Raw genomic sequence first — 12,808 nt, forward strand, 5'->3', positions numbered from 1 at the left:
CCGCCGGAGACCGTCACGGTCACCCCGGAGCCCCCGCCGCCGCCCGAGCCGCCGCCGGCGCCCACGGAGGCGCCTCCACCGCCGGAGACGACGACGCCCGCGCCTGCCCCGCCGCCGGCTGCCCCCGCACCGGCCGGCCCGCGCCAGGTCACCTATTCGGTGACCGGGACCAAGGCGCCCGGCGACATCATCTCGGTCACCTACATCGACGCCTCCGGGCGGCAGCGCACCCAGCGCAACGTCTACATCCCGTGGTCGTTGACCGTCACTCCGATCTCGCAGTCGGAGGTCGGCTCGGTGCAGGCCTCCAGCCTGTTCCTGGTGAGCAAACTCAACTGCTCGATCACCACCAGTGACGGCAAGGTGCTCTCGTCCAACACCAGCAACGCCGCCCAGACGAGCTGTTGACATGGGTAACCCGGACGCGGCCTGGTGGTCGCCCAACCGATATGCGGACTCACCGGAGTCGGTGGACCGCGCGCTGATCGTCGCCTGCGCCGTGGCGTGGCTGGCCGCCCTCGGGGTGGGGGTTGCCGCCACCGTGGCCCTGGCGCAGCTCGGCCGCGGCGCCACCGGCGGACAGGACGGTGACGGCTCGGGCACCCCGTGGCTGCTCTACGTCGTCATCGGCGTCTCGGCGGCGGTGATCGTCGCCGCGGTGCCGCTGCTGCTGCGGGCGCGCCAGAGTGCCCAACTGGAGTCCGAGGAGCCCGGTGCCTCCGCGTCGCTGCCGGCCCGGACCAGGCCGGCCCGGAGCACCGCCGCGGTGGGTCGCACGGCCACGCCGGACTCGTCGGCCGACACCCGCGGGCTGCCCGCCGAGGTGCTCGACCGGATTCTGCTGCGCGTCGGGCTCGGAGTCCTCGCCGCCACCGGGGCCGCGATGACGGCGGTGGCCCTGGCGGCCTATCTGCTCGCCGTCGGCAGCGACGGCGCCGCGTGGGCCGCCATCGGTGTCGCCGCGGTGATCACCGTCGCGATGGCGGCCATCCCGGTGTTGCACCTGCGCGAGCTGACCGCGGGCACGACCGACGTGCGCGGTCCGGCCGGCGAGGCCGGTGAGGAGAGCTCCGGGGACGGCGACTGATCCCGGTCGGTCGGGCTGCGGATCAGGTCAGGCCGGACAGGTCCCGGGTGGCTCCGCGGTCGGCGGACGCCGCGAGTGCGGCATAGGCCCGTAGCGCGGTGGACACCGGCCTGTTCCGGTCCCGCGGGCGGTAGCCGTTGCCCTCCTGCAGCGCGTCGCGGCGCGCCCGGAGAACCCCGGCGGGAACCCCGAGCCCGATGTGGCGCGCCGCCACGTCGATGGTGATCGGATCGCCGTCGGCGACCAGCGCGATGGTGCCACCGGCCGCGGCCTCCGGGGAGACATGCCCGACCGACAGTCCCGAGCTGCCGCCGGAGAACCTGCCGTCGGTGACCAGTGCGCACGACCGGTCGAGCCCGCGTCCCTTCAGGAACGACGTCGGGTGCAGCATCTCCTGCATGCCCGGTCCGCCGCGTGGCCCCTCGTAGCGCACCACCAGCACGTCGCCGGGGCGCAGCCGGCCACCCAGGATCGCCTCGACGGCCTCTTCCTGGGATTCGACGACCACGGCGGGACCGGTGAAGCTCAGCATCCCCGGGTCCACGCCCGCGGTCTTGAGGACACAGCCGTTTTCGGCGAGGTTGCCGCGCAGCACGGCCAGCCCGCCGTCGGGGGAGTAGGCGTGTCCGATGTCGCGGATACAGCCGGTGTGCGCGTCCACGTCGGGGGAATTCCAGCGCCGGGACTGGCTGAAGGCCGCCACGGACCGCCGCCGGCCGGGGGCCGCCCCGAACAGTTCGACGGCCTGCGAACCGGCGGCGCCACCGCGGATGTCCCACTCGTCGAGCCACGCCGCCAGGGTCGGGGCGTGGACGGCGCAGACGTCCTCGTCGAGCAGACCGGCACGGCGCAGTTCGCCCAGCAGCGCCGGCATGCCGCCGGCGCGGTGCACGTCCTCGATGAGATGCACACCGTTGGGGGCCACCTTGCACAGGCAGGGCACCCGGCGCGAGATCGCGTCGATGTCGTCGAGGTTGAACGCGATGCCCGCCTCTGCTGCCGCGGCCAGCAGGTGCAGCACCGTGTTGGTCGACCCGCCCATGGCGATGTCGACGGCCATGGCGTTGCCGAATGCGGCCCGATTCGCGATGCGTCGGGGCAGCGCGCGCTCGTCGCCGTCGCGGTACCAGCGGTGCGCGAGGTCGACGACCATCGCGCCGCTGAGCTCGTAGAGACGGCGCCGGGCGGTGTGGGTGGCCACCACCGACCCGTTGCCGGGCAGGGCCAGCCCGAGCACCTCCACCAGACAGTTCATCGAGTTGGCGGTGAACATCCCGGCGCAGGATCCGCAGGTGGGACAGGCCGCCTCCTCGATGCGGCGCAGGTCGTCCTCGTCGACCGCGGTATCGGCGGCGCCGCTCATCGTGTCGATCAGGTGCAGCCCGGAGCGAACGGTGCCGTCGCCGAGCGTGGCGCTGCCGCCCTCCATCGGCCCGCCTGAGACGAACACCGTGGGGATGTCCAGGCGCAGCGCGGCCAGCAACATACCGGGAGTGATCTTGTCGCAGTTGGAGATGCAGACCAGTGCGTCGGCGCGGTGGGCCTCGACCATGTACTCGACCGAGTCGGCGATCAGGTCCCGGGAGGGCAGCGAGTAGAAGGTGCCCGCGTGCCCCATCGCGATGCCGTCGTCCACGGCGATCGTGTTGAACTCCCGCGGGATCGCACCCGCGGCGCGCACGGCGTCGGACACGATGCGGCCCACCGGCTGCAGATGGGTGTGGCCGGGGACGAACTCGGTGAAGCTGTTGGCCACCGCGACGATCGGCTTGCCGAGGTCCTCACGCGCGACGCCGGCGGCCCGCAGCAGGGCGCGGGCACCGGCGGCGTTGCGGCCATGGGTGACGATGCGGGAACGCAGTTCTGGCATGTCCTCACCTTCACCCGGGGCGGCGGGCAGCGGAAGACGGCCCTACTCCTAGTACTGGCACTACTAGTATTCGACCCATGGCGCCGACCGAGCAGTCCCGTGCCGAACTCGGGGCGTTCCTGCGCTCCCGCCGCGCCCACCTACCGCGCGCGGCGCACGGCCTGCCGCCGCTGTCGCGCGGACGCACCGAGGGGCTGCGGCGCGAGGAGGTTTCCTACCTGTGCGGGGTGAGCGTCACCTGGTACACCTGGCTGGAACAGGGCCGGCCGATCACCCCGTCGCGTCAGGTGCTCGACGCGGTCGCACGCGCGCTGCAGCTGACGACCCCCGAACACCACTACCTGCTCGGGTTGGCCGGCTACGCGCCGGTTCGGGCCCCGGTTCAGGCCCAGCGCGACGGGGTGGCGGCCGCCGAGCCCGCACCGGCGCACGTGCAACGACTGCTCGACGCCCTCGGCGACCATCCGGCCTACGCGCTGGCCGCCGACTGGTCGATCACCGGATGGAACGCCGCCTACGCCGCGCTGTACCCGAGGGTGGCCGAGGTCGAGCCGGGGGAGCGCAACCTGCTCTGGCTGGTGTTCACCGATCCCGGGGTCCGCGCTCTGCTCGACGACTGGGACGTCACCAGCCGGCGTTTCCTGGCCGAGTTCCGGGCCGACACGGCGGGGCGGCTGGGGGATCCGCGGGTCGAGGCGCTGATCGCGCGGCTGCGCGCGGCCAGCTCCGAGTTCCGGCAGGCCTGGGACGGCCATCCCGTGGCCGGGTTCGAGTCCCGCGAACGGGTGTTCCATCACCCCGCCGCCGGGGCGCTCCGTCTGGAACAGCACCAGCTGCGGCCCTCGGATCGGCCCGACCTGCAACTGGTCGTCTACACCCCCGTGGACGCGCCGTCGAGCGAGCGGTTGAGCGCGGCCCGCGCCGTGGGACCGGCGCCGGCCCCGCCCGGCGAGTAGACCGGGCCGGAGCCGCCGTCGGTACCGACCGTCGGTGGTTGACCGTCAGTGGTGACCGTCAGTGGTGACCGTCAGTGGTGACCGTTGCCCGAGCCGTTGCCGGACTCGTCGTCCGTCCCGTGCTCGGTGTCCTGGTAGTCCTTCAGCGCGGTCAGCGCGCGGCGCTCCGAGGCGTGGGCGGCCTCGGTGAGTGCCTCGTTCTCGGCGGCCGGGTCTGCCGACAGGAAGCTGCCCGAGCCCGGCGCACCACCGGATCCCAGCTTGTTCATCTTCTTCGGCAGTGCGGCGCCCTCGTACTCCAGCGGGATCGGGTGGCCGTGCTCGTCGACCGGGCCCAGCGGCTGGTGCAGTTCGATGTAGGCGCCGTGCGGCAGCCGCTTGATGATGCCGGTCTCGATGCCGTGCTCGAGCACCGCCCGGTCGCTGCGCTGCAGGCCCACCGCCCACCGGTAGGCGATGAAGTACACCAGCGGCGGCAGCACCACCATGCCGATACGGCCGATCCAGGTCGTCGCGTTCAGCGAGATGTGGAACTTCAGCGCGATGATGTCGTTCATCGCCGACAGCGTCAGCACCATGTAGAAGGCGATGGCCATCGCGCCGATCGCGGTGCGGACCGGGGCGTCACGCGGACGCTGCAGCAGGTTGTGATGGGCGTCGTCGCCGGTGAACCGTTTCTCCAGGAACGGGTAGGCGATCAGCAGGGCGAAGACCAGGCCCATGATCAGCGCCACCCACACGACGGCGGGAATGGTGTGCCCGAACGGGTAGAGCTCCCAGTCCGGGAAGATACGGGCCAGACCTTCGGTCCACATCATGTAGAAGTCGGGCTGGGATCCCGCGGACACCTGGGAGGGCTTGTAGGGGCCCAGGTTCCAGATCGGGTTGATCTGCAGCAGCCCACCCATCAGGCCCAGGATGCCGACCGTCATCGCGAAGAAGGCGCCCGACTTGAGGGCGAACACCGGCATCACGCGGACGCCGACGACGTTCTTCTCGGTGCGGCCCGGGCCGGGGAACTGGGTGTGCTTCTGGAACCACACCAGCGCCAGGTGGGCGCCGATCAGCGCCAGGATGATGCCGGGAATCAGCAGGATGTGCAGCGAGTACATCCGCGGGATGATCGCGCCCACGTCGTTGCACTGGTAACCCACACCGCCGCAGGGGAAGTCGCCACTGAACAGCGCCCAGTGCAGCCACGAGCCGATCAGCGGCATGCCCAGGGTGATCGACGACAGCGCCGCGCGAAGCCCGATGCCCGAGAGCAGGTCGTCGGGCAGGGAGTAGCCGAAGTAGCCCTCGAACATCGCCAGGATCAGCAGCACCGAGCCGATCATCCAGTTGGCCTCGCGGGGGCGGCGGAAGGCGCCCGTGAAGAAGATGCGGGCCAGGTGCACCATGATCGCGGCGGCGAACATCAGGGCGGCCCAGTGGTGGACCTGGCGGACGAACAGGCCACCGCGGATCTCGAAGCTGATGTCCAGTGTGGAGGCGTAGGCCTTGGACATTTCGATACCGCGCAGCGGCTGATAGACGCCGTTGTAGGTGACCTCGGCCATCGACGGGTCGAAGAACAGCGTCAGGTACACACCCGTGATGAGCAGCACGATGAAGCTGTACAGGGCGATCTCACCGAGCAGAAACGACCAGTGCGTGGGGAAGACCTTGTTGAGGATGCCGCGCCGCACCGCCGCCGACGGGTGGTAGCGCGAGTCGATCGCATCGCCCTGCTTGGCAAGCCGCTCGCCGAGTGTGGAACTCATGATTTGCGCTCCCAGAATGCCGGTCCAACGGGCTCGATGAAGTCGCCGTTGGCGACAAGATACCCGTCCTGGTCGATGGTGATGGGCAGCTGCGCCAGCGCGCGGGCAGCCGGGCCGAAGATGGGTTTGGCGAAGTGCAACGCGTCGAACTGCGACTGGTGGCACGGGCACAGGATCCGGTAGGACTGCTGCTCGTACAGCGAGGACGGGCAGCCCAGGTGCGAGCAGACCTTGGTGTAGGCGAACAGGTCGCCGTAGTTGAAGCTCTCCTGGCCCTTGCGCTTGACGACGCGGTCCATGTCCTGGGGCTTGATCCGGATCAGCATGACCGGGTTGCGCACGCCCATCAGGATCTCCGCGAGCCGCTCGTGGGACTCCACGGTCAGCCCGTCGCCGTCGGACTCACGCCACGGGAACACCGTCTCCATGCCGCCGGCGTCGACGTCCTCGGGACGCATCTTGACGAACGGGGAATGGCTGTCGCCGGTGGCGCGGGCCAGGAAGATGGTCTCGCCGTGGAAGCGCGGCGTCCATCCGGACGTCCACAGCACGGCCTTCTTGCCCTCGGCGGTGGGGACCACCGGCTTCCACGGGTTCTTGATCAGGCCGCCGATGAACGCCACGGCGGTGCCGACGCCGAAGGCGCCCAGGCCGATTCCCAGCCCGACGCCGATCATCTTGCGCCGGCGGATCGTCGACCCCTCCAGGGCGTCGGTCAGGTTCGCGACGACGGTCTTGCGCTGGATCTCCGGGGACGCGCCGTCGTGGCGGTCCTGGATGGTGATCTCCTCGGGGATGAACTTCTTCTGCAGCAGCACCGCGCCGATGCCGATCGCCAGGATCGACAGGCCGAAGGTCAACCCGTACAGCGGGGTGGCCAGGACGTAGAAGATGCTGTCGGGGTCGTACTCCCACGGCCAGAACAGGAAGATCACCAGCAGCGCCAGGCCGCACAGGCCGCCGAACAGCAGCCAGTTGGCCACGGTGCGCTCGGCGCGCTTCTCGGCCTTGGTGCCCTCGACCGGCCAGCGCGGCTCCTTGAAGACGATGTCGACCCCGTCGAGCTTGCCGCCCAGCTCGAGGAGTTCCTCGTGCGACATCCGGGCCAGCTGCTCGTCGGTCGGCTGACCGCTGTTGTCTCCAGTCTCGTTGCTCATGCCCTTGCCCCGATCCACAACGCGACGCCGATCACGGCGACCATTCCGACAATCCAGATCACCATGCCCTCAGAGGTGGGGCCGAACCCGCCGAGACCGTAGCCGCCGGGGCTGCGCTCCGTCGCGGCGAACCGCACGTAGGACACGATGTCGGTCTTCTCCTGCGGGGTGAGCTGCCGGTCGGAGAACTTCGGCATGTTCTGCGGCCCGGTCAGCATGGCGGTGTAGATCTGTTGCGGGTTCGCTTTGCCGAGGTCGGGCGCGAACTTGCCCGACGACAGCGCGCCGCCCTTGCCGGTGAAGTTGTGGCAGGAGGCGCAGTTGAGGCGGAACAGGTCGCCACCGCGGGCGACGTCGCCGGTGGTCAGCGATTCCTGGGCGATCTGGCCGTTGGCGTCACGCACCACCAGCGGGCCGCCGCCGTTGGCCTGCACATAGGCGCCCAGGGCGTCGATCTGCGCCTCGTCGAAGTTCGGCGGCTTCTGCGGAGCCTGAGCGGCCAGGCTCATCGCGGGCATGCGCCCGGTGGACACCTGGAAGTAGACGGCGGCCTCGCCGACGCCGACCAGGCTGGGCCCGCGGTCCTGGACGCCCTGCAGGTTCGCGCCGTGGCAGGTGACGCACGAGGTTTCGTAGAGCTGCTTGCCCTGGCGCAGCAGCGCCGACTGCGATTCGTCGGCGACGGCGACCTGGGGCCTCGGGGTCAGGATCGCGGCCAGGCCGCCGGCCATGGCCAGCGCGACCAGCAGCAGCAGGCCCGCCGACATGCGGCGGCGGAGCCGACGCCGCGACTTCTCACCACTGAAAGGGCGGGTCAACCGCGAGATTCTCAACCGAGCACTCCTGTTCGTCGGGCGCTTGCGCTGCGAAGACATGAAACTCATCGGGCCCTCGTCGCGCTATCGGACGAAGTAGATCGTGGCGAACAGCGCGATCCACACGATGTCGACGAAGTGCCAGTAGTAGGACACGACGATCGCGGCGGTGGCCTGGGCCGGGGTGAACTTGCTCATCGTGGTGCGGGCGAGCAGCAGGATGAAGGCGATCAGACCGCCGATCACGTGCAGGCCGTGGAACCCGGTGGCCAGGTAGAACACGGTGCCGTAGGCACTACCGGGGATCGTGGTGCCGTGCTGGACCAGGTGCACGTACTCGTACCCCTGACCGGCGACGAAGAACGCGCCCATCAGGAAGGTGACGAGGTACCAGCGCCGCAGGCCGTAGACATCGCCGCGCTCGGCGGCGAACACGCCCATCTGGCAGGTGAACGACGAGGCGATCAGCACCAGGGTGACCGGTACGGCCAGCGCGAGATTCAGCTCGGTCGGCGGCGGAGGCCACACTCCGCCGGACTGCGCGCGTGCACTGAAATACATCGCGAACAGTCCAGCAAAGAACATCAACTCACTGGACAGCCACACGATGGTGCCGACACTGACCATATTCGGCCGGTTCAGCGAATGCACGCGCGACGTGATTGCCGTTCCCGAGGTCCCTACAGCGCTCGTCACATCAAGAAGTATGACGCTTTGTAGTTGGCGAACTCCACCCGGGGAGGGATTTGGTCATAACTGTCGCGGCCGCGCTTTGAGAAGTTCCCGCCCGACGTGGGAATATCGGCGCGTGACTGTGTCAGCTTCATCGTCAGCCCAGGGTCCCTCCGGCGTGTCGGATGCCGCGCCCTCCTGGCGGGGTGTGCTGGGCCGGCTGACGGAGAGTCAGGCGCTGGCACCCGGTGAGGCCGGCTGGGCCATGGACCAGATCATGACCGGGGCGGCCACGCCGGCACAGATCGCGGCCTTCGGCGTCGCCATGAAGATGAAGCGCCCGACCGCCGCGGAAGTCAGTGAGCTCGCCGACTCGATGCTCGCCCACGCCCGCAAGGTGCCCACCGACCGGATCGGCCACGACACCGTGGACGTCGTCGGCACCGGCGGCGACGGCGCCAACACGGTCAACCTCTCGACGATGGCCGCCATCGTGTGCGCCGCCAGCGGGGTGCGGGTGGTCAAACACGGCAACCGGGCGGCCTCGTCGCTGTCCGGGGGCGCCGACACCCTGGAGGCGCTGGGCGTGCGTATCGACCTCGGGCCCGAACAGGTGGCCCGCTGCGTCGAGGAGGTGGGCATCGGTTTCGCGTTCGCCCCGCAGTTCCATCCGTCCTACCGCCACGCCGGCGCCGCCCGGCGCGAGATCGGTGTGCCCACGGTGTTCAACCTGCTGGGTCCGCTGACCAACCCGGCCTCCCCGCGGGCCGGGCTGATCGGCTGCGCGTTCGGTGAGCTGGCCGAGGTGATGGCCGGCGTGTTCGCCGCGCGCCGCTCCAGCGTGCTGGTGGTGCACGGCGACGACGGGCTCGACGAGCTGACGACGACGACCACCTCCACGATCTGGCGGGTGCAGGCGGGCACGGTCGACCGGCTCACCTTCGACCCGGCCGGCTTCGGGTTCCCCCGCGCCCAGCTCTCCGAGCTGCTCGGTGGCGACGCGGAGCACAACGCCGCCGAGGCGCGTGCGGTCTTCTCCGGCACCGCGGGCCCGGTGCGTGACGCGGTGGTCCTCAACGCCGCCGGAGCCCTGGTGGCCCACGCCGGGCTGTCCAGCCGGGCCGAGTGGCTCCCGGCCTGGGAGAGTGGGCTGGCCCGCGCGGTGCAGGCGATCGATTCCGGTGCGGCGGCCCAGCTGCTGGCCAAGTGGGTGGCCTTCACCAACAGGCTCTGAGACGGGTCCCGAGGCGGATTCTGCGACGGGCCGGTCAGCCGGCCGAGCGCAGCCCCCGGCGGTACCGGTGGGAACGCGCCGCATCCCGCGGGCTCTCGGGCCCGGCGTCGGGATGCGGGGGATGCTGCGCGGCCGCCAGGCGCGCCGAGCGGGCCGCCGCGCCCCACGCCGCCCACCGGCCCGCGGCGCCCAGCGGCGAGCACCAGCCCGCGGTGTCCACCGGCGAGCACGAGCCCGCGGTGTCCACCGGCGAGCACGAGCCCGCGGTGTCCGCCGGCGAGCACCAGCCCGCGTCGGTGCGCACGATCCGGGTCCCCGGCGCGGCCAGCCAGCGCATCAGCAGTGAGGTCTCCTCGACCAGCGCGCCGCCCAACGGGGCCGGTTCGGCCAGGACCGTCTGCGCTGCGGCGCACAACGCGTCGACCACCGGCATGGGCGGGACACCTCGGCGGGCGGTGCCCCCGGCGGCCAGCTGGCCGCGCCGGATCACCGCGAGATGCCACCCGCCCTGCCCGTCGGGCTGGGCGGCGACGAGTTCGCCGACGCCGGCGAGGGAATGCAGGCGCTGGCCGCGCCACAGCGCCTCGATGGCGCCCGCGGTGTGGTCGCGCAGCCGGGCCGCGCTCTCGTAGTGTCCGCGGGTGGCCAGGGTGTTCACCTGGGCGATCGCCGCGGCGATCGGTGTGCTGTCGTCACCGGCGATCACCGCGCGCGCCCGTGCCACCGCCGGGGCGTACTCCTCGGCGCTCAGGCCGCGGGCCGCCGGACAGGGGGCCACCTCGCGTTCCGGGCAGGCCGGGCCGTGGCGGGAGCCGGCGCCGATGCGGGCGGTGCAACTGCGCACGCCGGTGAACCGGGCCAGCAGCGCGGCGACGTCGGCGGCCTCGGCGCGGGACCGAAACGGCCCGACCGGGCGGCGGGCGCCCGGGGCGCGCACCACCAGCAGCCGGGGGAAGGCTTCCTCGGACAGCACGATCCACCACCAGCGGTGCGGGAACCGGGACCGGCGGTTGTAGGGCGGGGCGTGGGCGGCCAGCAGGCGCAGCTCGCGGACACCGGCCTCCAGGGCGTGGGCGCACTCGACATGGTCGACGGTGTCGGCCAGGGCCACCATCTCGCGCATCCGGCCCCGGGAATCGGTGCCGTTGAAGTACTGGGCCACCCGCCGTCGCAGATCGACCGCGGTGCCGATGTAGAGCACCGCGCCGCCGGGACCGCGGAACAGGTAGACCCCGGGCCGGTGCGGCAGCGCGGTGGCCAGGTTGCGCTTGCGGCGCTGGGCGGGGGTGACGTTGGGCAGATACGAGCGCAGGTCGGTGTAGGTGTGCACGCCCTGGTTGCCCACCCGCTCGATCAGGGCGTGCAGCACCTCGACGGTGGCCCGGGCGTCGTCGAGGGCACGGTGGGTGGGCTCGCTGGCCGCCCGGAACAGCCGGGCCAGGGCCGCCAGCCGGACACTGGGCGCCTCCTCGCGGGTCAGCACCCGGCGCGCCAGCCGTACGGTGCACAGCACCGGCGGGCGGGGCCAGGCGATGTCGCACCCTGCGGCGGCGGCCTTGAGGAAGCCGATGTCGAAGCCGGCGTTGTGTGCGACCAGCACCGAGCCGCGCGCGAACTCCAGGAACATCGGCAACACCGCGTCGATGGTCGGTGCGTCACAGACCATGGCCGTCGTGATGCCGGTGAGCGCCACGATCTGCGGCGGTATGGATCTACCCGGATCGACGAGTGTGGCAAATTCCCCGAGCACCTCACCGCCGCGCACCTTGACGGCCCCGATCTCGGTGATGGCGTCCGCGCTGCCGCCCCCGGGGCGGGCGGTGGCGCGACCGCCGGTGGTCTCCAGGTCGACCACCACGAAGGTGGTCTCGCGCAGCGTGAGATCCGCGGACGGATCGACATCGGCGAAGCTCAATTGCGCGTCACCGGGCACTGTCACGGCTTGCGACGTTATTCCCCGCCACCGACACCACACCGGACCCTCCTGCCCGCCGTGTCGACAGCCGACCCACGGTGCACGCCGGCCACATGGGATCGGTGACGGTCGTCCCCGGGGCGTCCCGACGTGTCCCGACTTGTCCCGACTTGTCAGAGGCGTGCCCTACCGTCCGGGTCAGAAACCGAGGAGAGGTGGTGGACATGGACTGTCAGGACCGTCCGGACGAGGCCGGAGGACCCGTGGTCATCGACTGTGATGACTGTGCTGTGCGTGGGCCAGGATGCCGAGAATGTGTGGTCAGTGTTCTTTTGGGCGTTCCAGAGACATTGCTGGCCGATGAGCGCGAGGCGCTCGAGGTGCTCGCCGAGGCCGGCCTGGCGCCGCGGCTGCGGCTGGTGCCGATCCATCGCGACCCGAAACCGGGAGTTGCCTGAGAAACCGGGCGTGGCGGGTCGCGCCGGCCCCGGAGGGCTGTTAAATTTGCGTCTCCTGTTGGACAACGCCGATGCCGTTTCGTAACCTATCTGAGACCTAAGGCGGTTCGGCGGCGACGCGGCAGCGGCACGTCGAAGGCATTTAAGGACATCAATCTTGAGGCTCGTCGGTACGCACCTGGGTGAACGCGTCCTGAAACGACCTTTCGTGGGTCTGGTTGCCGGGCTCCTGCTCCTGAGCGGCGTGGCTGCCGCGTCGGTGCAGGCCGACCCCGCCGATGACGCGCTGGCAAAGCTCAACGAACTCTCGCGGCAGGCCGAGCAGACCACGGAGGCCATGCACAGCGCCCAGCTGGATCTGGACAAGAAACTGGAGATCCAGGCGGCCGCCGACCGCAAGCACGCCGAGGACGCCGGGGCGCTCGACGCGGCCCGCGCCCAGCTGACCACCTTCCAGGCCAACGTCGACAAGTTCGCCGTGGCGACCTACATGGGCGGACGCACCGACGGCCTGAGCGCGATGCTCAGCGCCAACTCGCCGCAGACCCTGATCGACAAGCTGTCGGTGCAGCGGGTGATGGGTGAGCGGATGGCGACGCAGATGACCGACTTCCGCCAGGCCAGCCAGCAGGCCGTGGTCGCCGAGGCCGCCTCGGCCAAGTCGGCGGCCGACGCGAAGACGGCCGCCGAGCAGGCCGCCGCCGTGCGCGCCGACCTGCAGTCCAAGCAGAGTCAGCTGCAGGTGCAGATCGCGATCGTCAAGTCCCAGTACATGGCGTTGACCCCCGACCAGAGGGTGGCCGGGCCCCTAGACACATCACCGAGCCCACGAGACCGAGGCTGAGCGCGTATGCGGGCTCCGGCTTGAAAAAGAAAAGCCA

Annotated in this window: 11 protein-coding genes and 1 pseudogene; 6 read left to right on the forward strand and 6 right to left on the reverse strand. The window is 70.9% G+C overall.

Translation table 11 applies throughout. The annotated features are described in order from the left end of the window. Positions 1 to 408, forward strand: a 408-nt coding sequence (locus CSR00_RS27740) for an MmpS family transport accessory protein (RefSeq protein WP_218014552.1), incomplete at its 5' end; no start/stop codon positions are given. 1 nt (position 409) lies between these two features. Beyond that, the gene (locus tag CSR00_RS27745) at positions 410 to 1,087 is read left to right on the forward strand and encodes a DUF2561 family protein (RefSeq protein ID WP_099025602.1); all 678 of its coding nucleotides are present in this window, start codon (positions 410 to 412) and stop codon (positions 1,085 to 1,087) included. Positions 1,088 to 1,109: 22 nt separating this feature from the next. Here the strand turns inward: CSR00_RS27745 and ilvD are convergent, their stop codons facing one another. Next, the gene (gene ilvD, locus CSR00_RS27750) at positions 1,110 to 2,957 is read right to left on the reverse strand and encodes a dihydroxy-acid dehydratase (RefSeq protein ID WP_099025603.1); all 1,848 of its coding nucleotides are present in this window, start codon (positions 2,955 to 2,957) and stop codon (positions 1,110 to 1,112) included. Positions 2,958 to 3,034: 77 nt separating this feature from the next. On the opposite strand from ilvD, the gene CSR00_RS27755 reads away from it, so the two are divergent. Next, positions 3,035 to 3,913: a helix-turn-helix transcriptional regulator gene (locus CSR00_RS27755; protein WP_099025604.1), complete on the forward strand. Its 879-nt coding sequence runs from the start codon at positions 3,035 to 3,037 to the stop codon at positions 3,911 to 3,913. A 71-nt stretch (positions 3,914 to 3,984) separates the two neighbouring features. Here the strand turns inward: CSR00_RS27755 and qcrB are convergent, their stop codons facing one another. Genes qcrB through ctaE form a run of 4 tightly spaced genes read right to left on the reverse strand, consistent with a single transcriptional unit; the run spans position 3,985 to position 8,344 of the window. Then, positions 3,985 to 5,676, reverse strand: coding sequence for a cytochrome bc1 complex cytochrome b subunit (gene qcrB / locus CSR00_RS27760; RefSeq protein ID WP_099025605.1), 1,692 nt, complete (start codon positions 5,674 to 5,676; stop codon positions 3,985 to 3,987). Then, positions 5,673 to 6,833: a cytochrome bc1 complex Rieske iron-sulfur subunit gene (qcrA, locus tag CSR00_RS27765; protein WP_099025609.1), complete on the reverse strand. Its 1,161-nt coding sequence runs from the start codon at positions 6,831 to 6,833 to the stop codon at positions 5,673 to 5,675. The genes qcrB and qcrA overlap by 4 nt, the downstream gene beginning before the upstream one ends. Continuing rightward, complete coding sequence (qcrC, locus tag CSR00_RS27770; RefSeq protein WP_099025608.1) at positions 6,830 to 7,708, reverse strand: cytochrome bc1 complex diheme cytochrome c subunit; 879 nt, start codon at positions 7,706 to 7,708, stop codon at positions 6,830 to 6,832. The genes qcrA and qcrC overlap by 4 nt, the downstream gene beginning before the upstream one ends. 24 nt (positions 7,709 to 7,732) lie before the next feature. Continuing rightward, the gene (ctaE, locus tag CSR00_RS27775) at positions 7,733 to 8,344 is read right to left on the reverse strand and encodes an aa3-type cytochrome oxidase subunit III (RefSeq protein WP_099025606.1); all 612 of its coding nucleotides are present in this window, start codon (positions 8,342 to 8,344) and stop codon (positions 7,733 to 7,735) included. Positions 8,345 to 8,462: 118 nt separating this feature from the next. Here ctaE and trpD point away from each other — a divergent pair, with 118 nt between their 5' ends. Next, positions 8,463 to 9,554 carry an anthranilate phosphoribosyltransferase gene (trpD, locus tag CSR00_RS27780; RefSeq protein WP_245906656.1) on the forward strand — a complete coding sequence of 364 codons (1,092 nt, stop codon included), beginning with the start codon at positions 8,463 to 8,465 and terminating at the stop codon, positions 9,552 to 9,554. A 34-nt stretch (positions 9,555 to 9,588) separates the two neighbouring features. On the opposite strand, the gene CSR00_RS27785 is transcribed toward trpD, so the two are convergent. Then, positions 9,589 to 11,493 (reverse strand): DEDD exonuclease domain-containing protein, encoded by a 1,905-nt coding sequence (locus CSR00_RS27785; protein WP_407662533.1) that lies wholly within the window; start codon positions 11,491 to 11,493, stop codon positions 9,589 to 9,591. A gap of 200 nt (positions 11,494 to 11,693) precedes the next feature. Here CSR00_RS27785 and CSR00_RS27790 point away from each other — a divergent pair, with 200 nt between their 5' ends. Beyond that, entirely contained in the window at positions 11,694 to 11,927 is a 234-nt protein-coding gene (locus tag CSR00_RS27790; protein WP_099025611.1) for a hypothetical protein, read from the forward strand. Between the two features lie 157 nt (positions 11,928 to 12,084). Further along, positions 12,085 to 12,756 (forward strand): annotated as a pseudogene (locus CSR00_RS27795) (coiled-coil domain-containing protein); the annotation flags it as partial. Positions 12,757 to 12,808: the final 52 nt, after the last annotated feature.

The sequence above is a fragment of the Mycolicibacterium palauense genome (assembly GCF_002592005.1).
GTDB classification, from domain to species: domain Bacteria; phylum Actinomycetota; class Actinomycetes; order Mycobacteriales; family Mycobacteriaceae; genus Mycobacterium; species Mycobacterium palauense.

Coding starts and splice junctions, on each gene's coding strand:
- CSR00_RS27745 (WP_099025602.1), top strand. CDS start 410: ATGGGTAACCCGGACGCGGCCTGGTGGTCGCCCAACCGATATGCGGAC.
- ilvD (WP_099025603.1), bottom strand. CDS start 2,957: ATGCCAGAACTGCGTTCCCGCATCGTCACCCATGGCCGCAACGCCGCC.
- CSR00_RS27755 (WP_099025604.1), top strand. CDS start 3,035: ATGGCGCCGACCGAGCAGTCCCGTGCCGAACTCGGGGCGTTCCTGCGC.
- qcrB (WP_099025605.1), bottom strand. CDS start 5,676: ATGAGTTCCACACTCGGCGAGCGGCTTGCCAAGCAGGGCGATGCGATC.
- qcrA (WP_099025609.1), bottom strand. CDS start 6,833: ATGAGCAACGAGACTGGAGACAACAGCGGTCAGCCGACCGACGAGCAG.
- qcrC (WP_099025608.1), bottom strand. CDS start 7,708: ATGTCTTCGCAGCGCAAGCGCCCGACGAACAGGAGTGCTCGGTTGAGA.
- CSR00_RS27790 (WP_099025611.1), top strand. CDS start 11,694: ATGGACTGTCAGGACCGTCCGGACGAGGCCGGAGGACCCGTGGTCATC.